Origin of the sequence: Knoellia sp. S7-12 (assembly GCF_040518285.1) — a bacterium.
In the GTDB taxonomy this organism is placed as follows: Bacteria; Actinomycetota; Actinomycetes; order Actinomycetales; family Dermatophilaceae; genus Knoellia.
Map to the genome: position 1 here is coordinate 3,116,688 of NZ_CP155449.1, position 15,909 is coordinate 3,132,596.

Below are 15,909 nucleotides of genomic sequence, written 5' to 3' on the forward strand. Positions count from 1 at the left end.
AGGTCCGGGGGCGGCCGCGAGCCCGGCACACACGAAGGGGACCACGGGAGCGACAAGGACTGTCGACAGAATCGGAGGTGGGACCTCGGCGAGGACCGCTGCTCGGTTAGGGTTCGAGGCAGTCACTGCCACGGGGAGACACAGATGAGCGACCAGGGTTGGACCGCACCCTCAGGGGGTTCCGGACGTCCCGAGCCGCGGCCACCCCAGCAGCCTCAACACCCCGGGTGGGCGCAGCCGGGAGCGGCAGGTGCGGAGCCGGCATACGCGCAACAACCCTCAGGCGGGTGGCAGCAACCGCAGCAACCGCCCTACGTCCCACCGAGGCAACTGGACTTCCGCCCGGGCATCATCCCGCTGCGGCCCCTGACGATGAACGACCTGTTCGGCGGTGTCTTCCGCGCGGTCCGCGGCAACGTCGCAGCGACCGTCGGGCTCGCGGCCGTGACGTCGCTGATCTTCCTCGTGCCCTTCACCGCGCTCGGCGCATGGGTGTCGAGCCAGGAGGAGTCGATCTCGCTCGAGGAGTCGGTCTCCAGCGGCACGACCAACCTCATCGGTCAACTCGGGTCATACATCCCCTCACTCGGGTCGTTGTTCTCGACCATCCTGCTGACGGGCTTCCTCGCCTACGTCGTCGGCCAGGCGGTCCTGGGCCGCAAGGTCAGCGCCAGCGAGACCTGGGGTGGCACGATCCGACGCATCTGGGCCCTCATCGGCGCCACTCTCGTGACGATGTTCATCTACTTCGCCGCCCTCGGGGCCATCCTCGGCATCCCCATCGCTCTGCTCGTGGCAGGCTCAACCTCCGGCAGCGACGGAACGCTGGGCGTCGGCGTGGGCCTGATGATCCTTGCGGTCTTCGTGGCGATCACCGCCATGATCTTCCTCTGGACGCGCCTCGCGTTCGTCACACCGTCCGTCATCCTGGAGAACCTCGGTGTCGGCAAGGCCATCGCCCGCTCCTGGCGGCTCACCGGCGGGCAGCCGTTCTGGCGTCTGCTCGGCATCCGGATCCTCACTGCCTTCTGCCTCGGGATCGCCGGATCGCTCATCACGCTGCCACTCACGCTCCTCGCCGGAGCGTTGATCCTCACCGGGATCCCCCTGGACCAGATGTATGTCTGGCAGGCCGTCATCACCGGCGTCACGGGCGTGATCAGTGGAGCCATCACGACCCCGATCACGGCCGGTCTCGACGCCCTGCTCTATGTCGATCAACGCATCCGCCGCGAGGGCCTCGACGTCCAGCTCATCCAGACCGCGCAGGGCACCGCCGGCGCCCCGTGGCCACGCGCCGAGGCATGACGCTCGGGTTCGTGCGCCTCGACGCGCCACCCCTCGACCCCTCCCGGAGCGAGGGTCGTCGCCTTCTCGAGGACGAACTCTCCAAGCCTCGGTATGCCGTGGAACCCAGTCTCTGGGACCGCTTCCGTGAGTGGTTGCTCGGCCTTTTTGACACCACGGGTCCGGGGTTGCCTTCGTGGGTCTTCATGTTCGTCCTCGTCGTGGCCCTGGCCGTCCTCGCGCTCGTGGTCGGCCTGCTGCTGCGTCCGGAGGCTCGGACCAAGCGGTCCGGGAACGACCACGCAGTCCTCGACGAACGCGGAGTTGACGCGACGGCATACCGGAATCGGGCGCAAAGCGCTGTGCGAGAGGGCGATTGGGACACGGTCGTTCTCGACGGCTACCGCGCGATCGTCGCGTCAGGCGTGGAGCGGACGGTGCTCGACGAGCTGCCGGGACGCACCGCACACGAGGCATCGTTGGAGTTGTCACGTGCGTTCCCCGTCGAAGGGGACGCAATCCGTGCGAGCGCCGACCGGTTCGACGCCGTCCGCTATGGTCACGACCCGGCGAGCGAGGTCGACGCCCGCTCCGTCCTTGCCCTCGATGAGCGACTGGCCAAGGCCCGTCCCGAGCTGACCCCCACGGGAGCGCGATCGTGAACCTCAGGGCACGGTGGCGGATCGGCGTGTGGGCTCTCGTCGTCGCACTCGGAGTCGGCGCCCTCGCAGCCATCGCCATGGCGACGACGCCACCGGGCGCCGTGATGGACCCGGAGGGTGTCGGCCCCGATGGTGGCGCGGCACTGATCGCCGTGCTCGAGCAGAACGGCGTCACCGTTGAGACGAGCACGTCAATCGAAGAGGTGACCGACGCGGTGCGACAAGGCGATGACGACACCAGCATCGTCATCGCCAACACGAGCAACCTCGGCACGACTGCGGCCGCAACTCTCCGACAGGAGTCGGTCGGGGTTGATCGCATCGTCGTCCTCTCCCCCAACTCCGAACAGCTCAAGGCCCTGCGCGCCGATGCCACCGCTCTGCTCAGTGGTGTCTTTGTCCCGATCGAGAGCCGCTGTGACATCGGCACGGTCGACGAGGGCGACTCGCTCATCGGCATCGACACCCGCTACGAGACGGCCACCGGATCGAGCGGTACCAAGGCCTGCTTCCCACTCACGATCCAGACGGAGGACGGGAGCGACGACGGTGAGGGCGATCACGGTGCCGGTCTGCTCCAACTGCCGTCGACGTCGAGCCACCCGCAGATGACCATCGTGGGAAGCAAGACCGGTTTCACCAACGGCACGATCACGCAGGAGGACAACGCGGCGATCGCGCTCCGGCTGCTGGGTGGCTCGTCCCGGCTCATCTGGTACCACCCCGACATCAGCGACCTCGCCAACTCGGAGTCCACCGAAGAGGGTGGAGGCCTCCTTCCGGCCTGGTTCGCTCCGGCCCTGGCCCTCGTCGCCACGTCGCTCCTCGTCCTCGCACTCGTTCGCGGCCGTCGTCTCGGCCGGCTCGTGCGCGAACCCCTTCCCGTGGTCGTGCGGGCCGTCGAGACGACGGAGAGCCGTGGCCGGCTCTATCGCCGCGCCCAGGACCGACCGCGCGCCGCCACCGTGCTCCGCCTCGCCACCGTCGACCGGCTCCGGTCCCGCCTCGGCCTGCGTCGCGGCGACTCCGTCGAGACCGTGGCCCGTGCCATCTCAGCCGCCACCGGCCACCCCGTGCGCGAGGTGCTCGACCTCGTCGCCGGCCCCGAACCCACCGATGACGCCGCGCTCGTGCGGCTCGCCCAGGACCTGTCCGATCTCGAGGAGAAGGCACACCGCCCATGACCGACAACGTCACGACCGAGAGCTCCGCTCGCCAGCCGGCGCCTCCCCCACCAGCGGCCCCCGAGGCCCGCGACGCCCTGCTGCGGGTGCGCGCCGAGGTCGCCAAGGCCGTCGTCGGGCAGGACGCCGCCGTCACAGGCCTCCTGGTCGCGCTGCTGTGCCGCGGCCACATCCTGCTCGAGGGGGTGCCGGGCGTCGCCAAGACCCTGCTCGTCCGCTCCTTGTCGCAGGCACTCGACGTGCAGACCAAACGGGTGCAGTTCACGCCCGACCTCATGCCCGGTGACCTCACCGGCTCACTCGTCTTCGATGCGCGCACCAGCGACTTCACCTTCCGGCAGGGGCCGGTCTTCACCAACATCCTGCTCGCCGACGAGATCAACCGGACGCCCCCCAAGACCCAGTCCGCACTCCTCGAAGCCATGGAGGAACGACAGGTCAGCGTCGACGGCCAGCCACACCCCCTGGCTCCCCCCTTCATGGTGGCGGCCACACAGAACCCGGTCGAGTACGAAGGCACCTATCCCCTCCCGGAGGCACAGCTCGACCGCTTCCTCCTCAAGGTCATGCTCCCCCTGCCTCCCCGCGCCGACGAGGTCAATGTCCTGCGTCGTCACGCCGACGGGTTCGACCCCCGCGATCTCACCGCGGCGGGCCTGCGCCCTGTCGCGTCCGCCACCGACCTCGAAGCCGGTGCCGATGCAGTCCGGCAGGTCGAGGTCAGTGACGACATCGCGGGATACGTCGTCGACATCGCGCGCGCCACGCGCACGTCCCCGTCGCTCTCCCTGGGCGTGAGCCCGCGTGGAGCAACCGCCCTCATGTCCACGGCGCGAGCGTGGGCCTGGCTCAACGGTCGTGGCTACGTCACGCCGGACGACGTCAAGGCGCTCGCTCACGCGACCCTCTCCCACCGCCTCTCCCTGCGCCCCGAGGCCGAGCTCGAGGGCGTCGACGTGTCCGCCGTCCTCGACAGTGCCCTGGGCTCCGTCCCGGTCCCCCGCTGACGCGCGGCTGACCTCATGGCCCTGACCGCTCGAGCTCTGTGGCTCGTCCTCCTCGGCATCGTCCCGGTGGCGCTGCGGCCCACCGCGTCGACGGTGTGGTTGTGGTTGCTGCTCTGTGCGGCCGTCATCGCGGTCGACGTCCTGCTCGCGCCGCGGCCGCGGCGTCTGGAGTTCGAGCGGGCGCTGCCGACATCGGTCCGCCTCGGCGAGTCGGTGAGCACCTCGCTCCTCGTCACCCATCCCGGCGCGCGCACCGCCCGCGGGGTCCTGCGCGATGCCTGGCCGCCGTCCACGGGAGCCGAGCTGACGCGGCATACCCTCCGTCTGAGCGGGGGCGAACGCACGCGTCTCACCACGACCCTCACTCCGACACGGCGCGGTGATCGGGTCGCCGACCGGGTCACCGTGCGACTGCGAGGGCCCCTGGGAATCGCTGCCCGGCAGGCGTCGATCCACGTCCCGGGCCGCCTGCGGGTGCTGCACCCGTTCCCTTCGCGCAAGCACATCCCCAGCCGGCTCGCAGTGCTGCGCCAGCTCGACGGTCGCGCCGCGATGCGCACACGAGGGCAGGGAACGGAGTTCGACTCGCTGCGGGACTACGTCGAGGGCGACGACGTGCGGTCCATCGACTGGCGAGCGACCGCGCGACGGCAGGACCTCGTCGTCCGCACGTGGCAGCCCGAGCAGCATCGCCGCATCGTCATCGTTCTCGACACGTCCCGCACGAGCGCCGGTCGCATCGGCGATGCCCCACGGCTCGACTCGGGGATGGACGCGGCCCTCTTCCTCACCGCCATCGCCGGGCATGCCCGCGACCGGGTGCACGTCATTGCTGGTGACCGCGTCGTGCGGGCGCACGTGTCGGGCCACGACCGCGTGGGATTGCTGCACGACGCCATCTCCGAGCTAGCACCCGTCGACGCCCAACTCATCGAGGCCGACTGGCGGTTGCTCGCCGCAGAGGTGGCGCGAGCGGGGTCACAGCGGGCGCTCGTCGTGCTCATCACGCCGCTCGAGTCGTCGGCACTGGAGGAGGGCTTGCTGCCGGTGCTGCCGGCTCTGGCTGCCCGACACCGGGTGGTTGTCGCCTCGGTCGCCGACCCTGCCGTCGAGGCGTTGCGTCGCGGACGCGGAACAGCAACAGACGTGTATGCCGCGGCCGCAGCCGAGCGGACCGTCGGGTTGCGCGCCCGGACTGCCGGGGCGTTGCGGACCCTGGGGGTCGAGGTGCTCGACGAGACTCCCGACAAACTGCCGTTGGCCCTGGTCGACCACTACCTCGCACTGAAGCGCCAAGGCCTTCTCTGACGCTGGGACTCGTGCCCGTCAGCCGAGGGGGTCGGGCGGAAGCAGGCGCTGGGTGCGGGCTGCCTCCGACTGCATCCGTCCGAGGTCGCGCTGGCGTCGCTCGGCCAGGACTGCTCGCAGAATCCACTCCGGATGCACGCCCGGCGGCGGAGGAGGCGAAACGTGACGCAGGACTTGGGAGCAGAGATCCTCGGCAAGGTGCTGGCGCGACTGCGGCGTGAGTGAGTCCGACCGCGCGAGAAACTGACGGATGCCGATGGCCAGTGAAGCCGGCATCGGGCCGATGTCGGAGCCCCGGACCCATTGCTCGAGAGCAGGGGGCGCCTGCGGTGGCGCGGTCACCTGGAACTTGTGACGCAGCGCCATGACATAGGTGCCAGCGGCCATGTCGCCAAGGCGCTTGGCACGTGGGTGGATCACGGCAGCGACGATTGCCGGGGCGCCCACCAGGAGATAGAACTCGACGAATCCGACCAGGTGGCGCATCACGCTGTGTCGCAACGTGATCGGACCGCCATCGTCGCGCACGGTGCACAGGCCGAGGGCATATTTGCCGGGGCTGCGGCCACGGGTCAGCGTCTCGAAGACAACGGGCAGGATGACGGTGAGGCCGACCATGAGCACGATCGACATGGTCCTGGCGACCGCATCGGACATGTTCCCGACCAAGGCTCCGACAGTGAAGAACGCCACGATGGCCAGCACGAAGGTGATGACGAGGTCGATGAGGCGAGCGGCGATGAGGCTGAGCACACCCGCAACCGGGAGCTCGACCGAGACGCCCTCGCCCGTGACGACGTCATCGCCGGCATAGGTGCGATATCCCCCGTCCACGCTCATGCGGCCGAGGATATCTCGCGACAGTCCCGCATAGAGTGGCGACGTGGATCTCGACGCCTACATCGCCACCCATGTGGGTCAGTGGCGCCGACTCGAGGAGCTGGTCGGTCGCCGACGGCTCTCTGGTGCCGAGACCGACGAACTCCTCGACCTCTATCAGCGGGTGTCGACGCATCTGTCGGTGGTGCGTTCGTCGAGTCCGGACCCGTCACTCGTGAGCTATCTGTCCACACTTCTGGCGCGCGCACGGCATACGGCAACGGGTTCCCGGACCATGTCGTGGGGTGACCCGGCACGGTTCTTCACCCAGACGTTCCCGGCCGCCCTCTATCGGACGCGGCGGTGGTGGCTCGCGACAACGTTCGGGAGCATCGTGCTCGCGGTGGTCGTCGGCGCATGGGCGGTGCGGCACCCGGAGGTGTTCACCCAGCAGATGACCCGTGCCGAGATCGACGCCTATGTGGGGACGGACTTCGAGAACTACTACTCGGAGTACCCCCACCACGAGTTCGCGACCCTCGTGTGGACCAACAACGCGTGGGTGGCGGCGCAGTGCATTGCGCTCGGTGTGCTCGGGCTACCTGTGCTGTGGATCCTCGCCCAGAACGTCATCAACGTCGGGATCGCTGGCGCCCTCATGGTGAGCCATGACCGTGGGTCGCTCTTCTTCGGGCTGATCCTCCCGCACGGACTGCTCGAGCTGACCGCGATCTTTGTCGCTGCTGCGGTGGGCCTGCGGCTGTTCTGGTCGTGGATCGAACCAGGCCCGCGCAGCCGCCTGGACTCGCTCGCGGCCGAGGGCCGCACCGCCGCCGCGATTGCCTTGGGGCTCGTGGTCGTCCTGTTCGTCAGCGGCGGGATCGAGGGGTTCGTGACGCCGTCAGGGCTGCCTACCTGGGCACGCATCCTCATCGGAGTCGTGGCCGAGGCACTGTTCTTTGCCTATGTGTTCGTCGTGGGTGGGCGTGCAGCTCGCGCGGGTGTCACGGGCGATGTCGCCGAGAGCGATCAGCCGGCCACTGCCCCGGTCTCCGCCTGAGCGAGCTGGACCTCAGGTCGCGGCGGACAACGCGGCATAGCCCGGCTTGACGACGCGCTCGATGATCGCGAGCCGCTCGTCGAAGGGGATGAACGCCGACTTCATCGCGTTGATCGTCGCCCAGCGCAGGTCGTCGAGCGTCCAGCCGGCCTCGTCCACCAGCAACTGCATCTCGCGGGTCATCGACGTGCCCGACATGAGGCGGTTGTCGGTGTTGATCGTGACCCTGAACCGCAGGTCCTTGAGCATCGTGATCGGGTGTGCCGCAATGGATTCGGCGGCACCGGTCTGCAGGTTGGACGTCGGTGCCATCTCGAGCGGGATGCGGGTGTCACGCACGTATGCCGCGAGGAGTCCGAGCGTGTGCGTGTCGCCTTCGCTCGTGATGTCGTCAACGATGCGCACCCCATGGCCAAGGCGGTCGGCGCCGCACCACTGGATCGCCTCCCAGATGCTCGGCAGCCCGAACGCTTCACCGGCATGGATCGTGAAGTGGGCGTTCTCGCGACGGAGGTACTCGAACGCGGACAGGTGCCGGCTCGGCGGGAAGCCCGCCTCGGCACCGGCGATGTCGAAGCCCCCGACGCCCTGGTCGCGGTAGCGCACGGCCAGCTCGGCGATCTCGTCGCTCTTGGCCGCATGCCGCATGGCCGTGAGCAGCGAGACCATGCGGATCGGCGTGCCCGCGGCGGCAGCCTCGGCCTCACCCTCGCGCAGTCCTTCGAGGACAGCCTCGATCACCTCGGTGAGCGCGAGCCCACCCTCGACGTGGAGCTCCGGCGCGAAGCGCGACTCCGCATAGACGACGCCGTCGGCGGCAAGGTCGACCGCACACTCACGGGCCACGCGACGCAGCTCGCCGGGCGTCTGCATCACGGCAACGGTGTGGCTGAAGGTCTCGAGGTAGCGCACCAACGAGCCGGAGTCGGCGCTGTCGCGGAACCAGCGACCCAACTCCTCGGCGTCGGTCGCCTGCAACCCGTCATAGCCCGACTCGGCGGCAAGGTCGATGATCGTCTGCGGGCGCAGGCCACCGTCGAGGTGATCGTGCAGCAGCGCCTTGGGGGCGCGCTTGACGATGTCGCCGGAGACTGTGGAGACGGTCGGGACAGCGGTGCTCATCAGGAGATCCTGTCGATGACGAGGGGCAGCAGGTCGGGACGCGAGCCCTCGGGCGCGATGGTGAAGCCGCCCTGGAGTGCCTCCTTGGCCCGCTCGAACTTGTCGGGAGTGTCGGTGTGGAGCGTCATGAGCTTCTCGCCGCCGCGCACCGTCGCGCCGGGCTTGAAGTGCAGCTCGATGCCCGCGCCAGCCTGCACCGGGTCCTCCTTGCGCGCGCGACCCGCACCGAGCCGCCACGCTGCGACCCCCACGGCATACGCATCGAGCTGGGTGAGCACACCGTCCGCGGGGACCAGAACTTCTTCGGTATGCCGTGCCACCGGCAGTTCGGCATCCGGGTCGCCGCCCTGGGCGGCGATCATGCGGCGCCACGCATCCATGGCGCGACCGTCCTTGAGTGCGGCGGCGACATCGTCACCGTCGCGCCCCGCGGCCTTGAGCATCTCCTGCGCGAGGGCGACGGTGAGCTCGACGACGTCCTCGGGTCCCCCGCCAGCCAGCACCTCGACCGACTCGCGGACCTCGAGCGCGTTGCCGGCAGTGAGACCGAGCGGCGTCTGCATGTTGGTGAGGAGTGCCACGGTCCTGACGTCAGCATCGGTGCCGAGCTCGACCATCGTGCGGGCGAGTTCGGTGGCGTCCTCGCGGTTCTTCATGAACGCGCCGGAGCCGACCTTGACGTCGAGGACCAGTGCGCCCGTGCCCTCGGCGATCTTCTTGCTCATGATCGAGCTGGCGATGAGCGGGATGGCCTCGACGGTGCCGGTGACGTCGCGCAAGGCATAGAGCTTCTTGTCGGCGGGGGCGAGCCCGGAGCCGGCTGCACAGATGACTGCTCCGACCTCGTCGAGCTGGCGCAGCATCGCCTCGTTGGTGAGGTCGGCCTTCCACCCCTTGATCGACTCGAGCTTGTCGAGGGTGCCACCGGTGTGGCCCAGTCCGCGGCCCGAGAGCTGCGGGACGGCCACGCCGAAGACTGCGACCAGCGGTGCGAGGGGCAGGGTGATCTTGTCGCCGACGCCACCCGTGGAGTGCTTGTCTGCGGTCGGGCGCGACAGGGACGAGAAGTCCATCCGCTCGCCGCTCGCGATCATCGCGGCAGTCCACGTGGCGATCTCACGACGGTTCATCCCGTTGAGGAGGACGGCCATGGCGAGCGAACTCATCTGCTCCTCGGCGACCGCTCCGCGCGTGTAGGCGTCGATGACCCAGCGGATCTGGTCGTCGGTCAGCTCGCGGTGGTCGCGCTTCGTGGTGATGACGTCAACGGCGTCGTGACTCTCGCTCATGGCGTCATCATGTCACCCGGCGAATCACAGCCAGTTGGCCTCAGGGGCGTTGCTGGAGGTTGTCCGCACCGAACGCCTGCGGAAGCACCTGCTCCATCGTCTGGACGCCCTCAGGGGTCATGATCTGGCAGGCGGCACCGCCGTTCTCCCACAGGAGTTGGCGACACCGACCGCAGGGCATGAGGGCTTCTCCGCGACCGTCGACGCAGGAGACCGCGACCAGCAGACCACCGCCGGTCGCGTGCAGCTCGGAGACCATCCCGCACTCCGCGCAGAGGGTCACGCCGTAGCCAGCGTTCTCGACGTTGCAGCCCGCGACGACGCGCCCGTCATCGACGAGCCCGGCGACCCCGACCGGGTAGTTGGAGTAGGGCGCATAGGCACGCTTCGTCATCTCGATCGCTCTGTCGCGCAATGCATCCCAGTCGATGTCACTCATATGAACCTGTCTTGGCGTCGATCTCAACATGGTCACCGGCGAACGTGTCGCCACCGGCCTTGACGGTGTGGGCCACGACCACGGATGCGAGCAACCGCGCACCGCAGCCGATCGCGTCCTCGTCGATGACGACATCACCCTGGTGCAGGTCATAGGTGCGTCCGCCGGGTGTGCGTGTCCCCAGCCGCGCCATGGCGCCGGGGGCGTGCGAGAGATACCAGCTGTAGTCCTCGCCGCCGAGCGACTGCACCGTGGGCGCCATGTGCAGACCCGCACCGAGGCACGCGAACCGCAGCGCATCGATCGCATCAGCCTGGTTGACGACGGGCGGCACGCCCTTGATCCGCTCGAGTCGGGCCGTCACGCCATAGGGGGCGACGACACCCTGCACGATCTCGTCGAGCACCGGACCGATGGTGAGCCAGACGTTGGCGTCGAGCATGCGCAGAGTTCCGCTGCACTCGCCCGTGCTCGGGATGACGTTGCTCGCGGTCCCCGCCTGCACGACTCCCCAGACGAGCGCAGCGCCGGCGCGTGGGTCGAGTCGACGGGACAGCGCAGCCGGGACGTCGGTGACGACCTTGGCCAGTGCATAGGTGAGGTCCTCGGTCAGCTGCGGCCGCGACGTGTGTCCGCCACGACCGGTGAGGTGGACCCGGATGTGGTCGCACGCCGCGGTGATCGGGCCCTCGCGCAGCCCGACCTGCCCGACGTCGAGCGACGGGTCGCAATGGATCGCGAAGATCGCGTCGACACCCTCCATGGCGCCGTCGGCGATGGCCTCGTGCGCGCCACCGGGGATGACCTCCTCGGCCGCCTGGAAGATCGCCCGTACGCCGGTGCCCCGCTCGAGCAGCACATGTTCGTGCTCCTTGAGAGCGAGCATGGCACCGAGAAGCGCGGTGACGTGGACGTCGTGACCGCACGAGTGCGCGACCCCGTCGGTCGTGGAGGTGAACGCGAGTCCCGTCTGCTCCTGGACCGGGAGCGCGTCCATGTCCGCGCGCAGAGCGACCCGGTATGCCGCCTGCTCGGCTCCGAGGTCAGCGAGGAGTCCGGTGCCGGTGAGTCTGCGGACACGCACGCCCGCCTGCTCGAGCCGGCGGGCGATGATGTCGGTCGTGCGCGTCTCGCATCGGGCCAGCTCGGGGTGTGAGTGCAGATCGCGGCGGATCTCGATGAGTTCGGGAAGCGTCGACGCAACGCTGGCGCCGAGCGCGGTGAGGGTGTCAGTCATGAGACCGCCCATGCTACTTGCGCCCCCGCGCTCGCCCCCACCCTTGTGTCTGCGCATCTGGTCGCTAGAACCACCACAGCCGCAGACGCAACGAGGAAAGTGAGCGGACGGCATACGCAACGTCTGCGCATTGGGTTGCCACACCGCCACATGCGCAGACGCAAGCGGGAGGGTATGCCGGGCGCCTCCGTCGGTCAGCGGATGCGGTCCCGCTTGTAGTTCTCCCAGCGGTCGACGATCCCGCGCATCTCCTCGGTGACGAACTCGAGGAACTCCCGGGACAACTGCAGCCGAGCGCCCGCGCTGGTTCGGACACCAAGGTGTTCGACGCCGTCGGCGAGCGCCGCGATGATCGGGGCATAGATCTGGTCGGTGCTCGTGAGGGCACCGTGCCAGGCGTCGTCGAGCACGACGAAGACATCCTTGCGCCCGCCGCGTTCGCGTTCGCGGCGCAGGAGCCCCACGTGGCCGAGGTAGCGCACCGCTCCCGATACCGCGGCCGCACTGACGGAGAGCTCCTGGGACAGTTCGGCGGCGGTCATCCGCCCGTCGTCGTCGACGAGGAGCGCGGCAAAGACCCGTGACGGCATGGGCGGGAACCCGGCGCCGGACAGGGCCGCACCGAGCCGCTCGACGACCGCGTGCGACTCCTCGTGGCTGACCACAGCCGGTCCGTCGTCAGCCCTGCGGGCGGCGGTGCGGACTGAAGCAGGGGCATGAGAACTGGAGGCGGACACGGACGGCGAGCGGGACGGCATACAGCGAGTTTAGAGCATTCACGTATTTGTGAAAACGATGTATGTTCGAGACGTGAACATCGTCATCGAGACCCGCAACCTCCGCAAGACCTTTGGCGCCACCGTGGCGCTCGACGGGCTCGACCTCACCGTCCCCGAGGGCGAGGTGCATGGCTTCCTCGGCCCCAACGGCTCCGGGAAGTCCACGACCATCCGCATCCTGCTTGGCCTCACCAAGGCCGACTCCGGGCACGCCAGGCTCTTCGGCGGCGACCCCTGGGCCGATGCGACCGAGCTGCACCGCCGAGTCGCCTATGTCCCCGGAGATGTCGCGCTGTGGCCCAACCTCACCGGCGGCGAGACCATCGACGTCCTCTCGCGGCTGCGTGGCGGCATCGACGGCAACAGACGCAACGACCTCATCGAACGATTCGGGCTCGACCCCACCAAGAAGGCCAGGTCCTACTCGAAGGGCAACCGGCAGAAGGTCGCGCTCATCGCCGCCCTGGCCTCTGACGCACCCCTCCTCATCCTCGACGAACCGACCTCCGGCCTCGACCCGCTCATGGAGCGCGTCTTCCAGGGCGAGCTGCGCGCCGCCCGTGAGCGTGGCCACTCGGTGCTCTTGTCGAGCCACATCCTCAGCGAGGTGGAGCACGCCTGCGAGCGTGTCAGCATCGTTCGCGCGGGAGTCATTGTCGAGACCGGCACCCTCACAGACCTCCGCCACTTGTCTCGCACCACGGTCCACGCGATCGTGAGGACGCCTGTGGGACAGGAGATTTCGCAGTGGAGCGGAGTCGACGACGTGCTCGTTGACGAGCACGGGACTGACATCCGCTTCTCGGTCGAAGCCGCCCACGTGGGCGACGCCGTGACCCGCCTGGACCAGCTCGGACTCACGACGCTCACCTGCCAGCCGGCCAGTCTGGAGGACCTCTTCCTCGCGCACTACAGTGCGACGACGGAGGACGTGACGGTGGCATGAGCAGCCTCACCGGCACCGGGATCCTCCTGCAGCTCGCGTGGCGGCGAGACCGCGTGCTCATCCCGGCCAGCCTGCTCGCCCTCACCGCCCTGTCCGTCGGGTCGGCGCAGGCCACCCTTGAGCTCTATCCGACCGACGAGGCCGCACGCGTCGGGCTGGGGGCCATCCTCGCCAACCCGTCGATCGTCGCGATGTATGGCCCGGTCGCCGCCGAGAACCGAGACGCCCTCTCCGTGTTCAAGACCGTGCTCATGGGTGCGGTTTTCATCGGGCTCTTCGCGTATGCCGTGGTGCGCCGCCACACTCGCGTCGAGGAGGAGGTCGGTCGCCTCGAGCTTGTCGGGGCGGGCGTTGTCGGCCGCCGGGCACCCCTCACCGCCGCCATGACCCTGGCCGGACTGGCAGTCCTCGGAGCCGGCCTGTTGTCGACGATCGGGCTCATCGCGGTCGGCCTCGACGTCACTGGTTCGATCGCGTTCGGTGCGGCCTGGCTCGTCGCCGGGATCACCATGGTCGGAGTCACTGCGGTGGCCGCCCAGCTGACCACCAGCGCCAGAGCCTGTGCGGGGATCGCCCTCAGCGCCCTCGCGGCGATGTTCCTTCTGCGTGCTCTCGGCGACACCGCTGGCGGCGCGGCCGCGGCGATCTCGTGGGCGAGCCCGCTCGGCTGGGCCTCCAAGATCGGCGCCTATGGCGCCAACCGCACCTGGCTCGTCATCCCCGCACTGGTGCTGGCCATCGCGCTCGTGGCCCTGGCCTTCTCTCTCCTCGATCGCCGCGACCTCGGATCTGGGTTGCTGTCGGCGCGGCCGGGTCCGGCAGTGGCCGGACCCGGCCTGGGGTCACCCCTTGGTCTCGTCTGGCGCCTCGTGCGACCGTCCGTGGCCGGGTGGGTCGCGGGATTCGTCATCCTCGGCACGGTCCTTGGCGGGGTGGTCACCAACGTTGCCGAGATGACCGAAGACCCCAACATCGTCGACCTGCTCAAGACGCTCGGCGGGAGCGCCGGCACGGTCACCGACATCTTCGTCGCGACTGAGCTCAGCATCGTCGCCGTGGTGGCGACCGCAGCCGGGATCGCGGTGGCTCTGCGCCTCGTGTCCGAGGAGCGCGCCGGTCGCGGCGAGGCGGTCCTCGCGACGTCGACGTCGCGCGCCTCCTGGCTGGGGGCCCACGCCCTGCATGCCTTCGCCCTCCCCGCAGCGCTCGTGCTCGTCGTCAGCGCCATGGTGGGGCTGCTCGCCGGGGGGCAGGGCGACGTGCCCGGGACGGCCACACTCCTCGGCGCCGCGGCGGTTCGGATCCCCGCAGTCGCCGTGATGATCTCCGTGGCACTTCTCGCCGCGGCAGCGGTCCCGCGGGGCGCCTCCGCGATCGCGTGGAGCTCGCTCCTGACCGCGTTCGGTCTCGGCGAGCTCGGTGTGACCTTCGGACTGCCGGACTGGCTCGTCAAGCTGTCGCCCTTCGCTCACGTGCCTCAGCTGCCCGGCGGTGACTTCATCTGGGCGCCGACGATCGTGCTGTGCGTGATCGCCGCGGCGCTCACCGCCCTGGCCTTCACGCCATACCGATTGCGCGACGCCGCCTGACTCACCGCCGTGAGCCCGACCTCCTGCCTTGAGCGCGACCTACTGCACAGTAAGCGGGGTGATTACCCCACCTACTGTGCAGTAGGTGCCGCGCGGTCACACGAGGTCGGTGCGGCCCAGCGCCTTGAGCTGCTCGACGATCCTCTTGACGTCCTGGGCCCGCTCGCGCGTCGTCACGAGCACGGCATCTCCGGAGTCGATGACGACGACGTTCTCGAGCCCGACAACGGCAATCGGCCGGCCACCGCGCGGTGACACCAGCCCGGTGGAGTCGACCGAGTGCACGAGGGCCGCATCGCCCAGGATGCGCGGCCCGTCCTCGGGCTCGGGCAGCAGTGAGGCCAGGCTCGAGAAGTCACCGATGTCGTCCCACGCGAAGTCGCCCGGCACCACGGCCACCACCCCGATGTCCGCAGCGGGCTCGGCAACGGCGTGGTCGATGGCGATCTTCTCGAGGGTCGGCCAGATCTCATCAAGTCGATCCGGCGAGGCCGCGATGGCGCGCACTCCATCAGCCAGTTCCGGGTGCCACCGGTGGAGCAGGTCCAACAACGTCGCGGCACGGACGACGAACATCCCTGCGTTCCACCGGAACTCACCGGTGGACAGATAGGCGGCGGCGCGGCGGGCGTCGGGCTTCTCGACGAACTGCCGCACCCTTCGCGCCGTCGCCATTCCCTTGATGGGTTTCCCCATCTGGATGTAACCGAAACCCGTCGACGGATGAGTCGGCTCGATGCCGATCGTCACGACGTGACCGCCGCGAGCGACCTCGACCGCTTCCGCCACACAGGCGCGAAAGGCCGAGGCATCGGGGATGACATGGTCCGCGGCGAAGGAGCCGATGATCGCCTCGGGATCCTGCGCCTCCACGACGGCAGCCGCCAGGCCGATCGCCGCCATCGAGTCACGTGGCGCGGGCTCGGCCAGGACCCGCTCGGCCCGAAGGGCCGGAAGCTGCGAGCGCACATCCTCCGCGTGGGCGACCCCGGTGACGACGACGACCCGGTCGCCGGCAAGGGGCGCCACGCGGTCGACCGTCTGCTGGAGCAGGCTGCGCCCCGAGCCGGTGAGGTCATGCAGGAACTTGGGGTGGGCGGCTCGAGAGAGCGGCCACAGGCGCGTCCCGGCTCCCCCAGCAGGGATGACGGCCCAGAACCCCGCAATGTCTGACATGCCCG

Annotated in this window: 15 protein-coding genes; 8 read left to right on the forward strand and 7 right to left on the reverse strand. The window is 69.3% G+C overall.

Going from position 1 to position 15,909, the window contains the following annotated elements; genetic code table 11:
• The first annotated feature begins 144 nt into the window (after nucleotides 1-144).
• Genes V6K52_RS15010 through V6K52_RS15030 form a run of 5 tightly spaced genes read left to right on the forward strand, consistent with a single transcriptional unit; the run spans nucleotide 145 to nucleotide 5,448 of the window.
• Nucleotides 145-1,308 carry a glycerophosphoryl diester phosphodiesterase membrane domain-containing protein gene (locus V6K52_RS15010; protein ID WP_353950922.1) on the forward strand — a complete coding sequence of 388 codons (1,164 nt, stop codon included), beginning with the start codon at nucleotides 145-147 and terminating at the stop codon, nucleotides 1,306-1,308.
• Nucleotides 1,305-1,949, forward strand: coding sequence for a DUF4129 domain-containing protein (locus tag V6K52_RS15015; protein WP_353950923.1), 645 nt, complete (start codon nucleotides 1,305-1,307; stop codon nucleotides 1,947-1,949). Before V6K52_RS15010 ends, V6K52_RS15015 begins: the two co-directional genes overlap by 4 nt.
• Complete coding sequence (locus V6K52_RS15020) at nucleotides 1,946-3,133, forward strand: DUF4350 domain-containing protein (RefSeq protein ID WP_353950924.1); 1,188 nt, start codon at nucleotides 1,946-1,948, stop codon at nucleotides 3,131-3,133. The genes V6K52_RS15015 and V6K52_RS15020 overlap by 4 nt, the downstream gene beginning before the upstream one ends.
• A complete protein-coding gene (locus tag V6K52_RS15025; RefSeq protein WP_353950925.1) occupies nucleotides 3,130-4,140 on the forward strand; it encodes a MoxR family ATPase in 1,011 nt (336 codons plus the stop codon). The genes V6K52_RS15020 and V6K52_RS15025 overlap by 4 nt, the downstream gene beginning before the upstream one ends.
• Nucleotides 4,141-4,155: 15 nt before the next feature.
• The gene (locus V6K52_RS15030; RefSeq protein ID WP_353950926.1) at nucleotides 4,156-5,448 is read left to right on the forward strand and encodes a DUF58 domain-containing protein; all 1,293 of its coding nucleotides are present in this window, start codon (nucleotides 4,156-4,158) and stop codon (nucleotides 5,446-5,448) included.
• 18 nt (nucleotides 5,449-5,466) lie between these two features.
• On the opposite strand, the gene V6K52_RS15035 is transcribed toward V6K52_RS15030, so the two are convergent.
• On the reverse strand, nucleotides 5,467-6,288 hold the full coding sequence (locus tag V6K52_RS15035; RefSeq protein ID WP_353950927.1) for an RDD family protein: 822 nt from the start codon (nucleotides 6,286-6,288) through the stop codon (nucleotides 5,467-5,469).
• A gap of 43 nt (nucleotides 6,289-6,331) precedes the next feature.
• Between V6K52_RS15035 and V6K52_RS15040 the strand changes: the two genes are divergently transcribed.
• A complete protein-coding gene (locus V6K52_RS15040; protein WP_353950928.1) occupies nucleotides 6,332-7,327 on the forward strand; it encodes a stage II sporulation protein M in 996 nt (331 codons plus the stop codon).
• A 12-nt stretch (nucleotides 7,328-7,339) separates the two neighbouring features.
• On the opposite strand, the gene V6K52_RS15045 is transcribed toward V6K52_RS15040, so the two are convergent.
• The 5 genes from V6K52_RS15045 to V6K52_RS15065 form a co-directional block, all read right to left on the reverse strand.
• Nucleotides 7,340-8,449, reverse strand: a complete 1,110-nt coding sequence (locus tag V6K52_RS15045; RefSeq protein WP_353950929.1) for an adenosine deaminase — start codon at nucleotides 8,447-8,449, stop codon at nucleotides 7,340-7,342.
• A complete protein-coding gene (locus V6K52_RS15050; RefSeq protein WP_353950930.1) occupies nucleotides 8,449-9,738 on the reverse strand; it encodes a thymidine phosphorylase in 1,290 nt (429 codons plus the stop codon). Before V6K52_RS15050 ends, V6K52_RS15045 begins: the two co-directional genes overlap by 1 nt.
• A gap of 40 nt (nucleotides 9,739-9,778) precedes the next feature.
• Nucleotides 9,779-10,177 carry a cytidine deaminase gene (locus V6K52_RS15055; protein ID WP_353950931.1) on the reverse strand — a complete coding sequence of 133 codons (399 nt, stop codon included), beginning with the start codon at nucleotides 10,175-10,177 and terminating at the stop codon, nucleotides 9,779-9,781.
• Entirely contained in the window at nucleotides 10,170-11,414 is a 1,245-nt protein-coding gene (locus tag V6K52_RS15060) for an amidohydrolase (RefSeq protein ID WP_353950932.1), read from the reverse strand. The genes V6K52_RS15055 and V6K52_RS15060 overlap by 8 nt, the downstream gene beginning before the upstream one ends.
• A gap of 194 nt (nucleotides 11,415-11,608) precedes the next feature.
• Nucleotides 11,609-12,172, reverse strand: coding sequence for a MarR family transcriptional regulator (locus V6K52_RS15065; RefSeq protein WP_353950933.1), 564 nt, complete (start codon nucleotides 12,170-12,172; stop codon nucleotides 11,609-11,611).
• Nucleotides 12,173-12,224: 52 nt separating this feature from the next.
• Between V6K52_RS15065 and V6K52_RS15070 the strand changes: the two genes are divergently transcribed.
• Both V6K52_RS15070 and V6K52_RS15075 read left to right on the forward strand, forming a co-directional pair.
• Nucleotides 12,225-13,139 carry an ABC transporter ATP-binding protein gene (locus tag V6K52_RS15070; protein WP_353950934.1) on the forward strand — a complete coding sequence of 305 codons (915 nt, stop codon included), beginning with the start codon at nucleotides 12,225-12,227 and terminating at the stop codon, nucleotides 13,137-13,139.
• Complete coding sequence (locus V6K52_RS15075; RefSeq protein ID WP_353950935.1) at nucleotides 13,136-14,728, forward strand: polyketide antibiotic transporter; 1,593 nt, start codon at nucleotides 13,136-13,138, stop codon at nucleotides 14,726-14,728. The genes V6K52_RS15070 and V6K52_RS15075 overlap by 4 nt, the downstream gene beginning before the upstream one ends.
• A 96-nt stretch (nucleotides 14,729-14,824) precedes the next feature.
• Here V6K52_RS15075 and V6K52_RS15080 read toward each other — a convergent pair whose 3' ends face one another.
• Complete coding sequence (locus tag V6K52_RS15080; protein WP_353950936.1) at nucleotides 14,825-15,904, reverse strand: mannose-1-phosphate guanylyltransferase; 1,080 nt, start codon at nucleotides 15,902-15,904, stop codon at nucleotides 14,825-14,827.
• Between the last annotated feature and the right edge of the window lie 5 nt (nucleotides 15,905-15,909).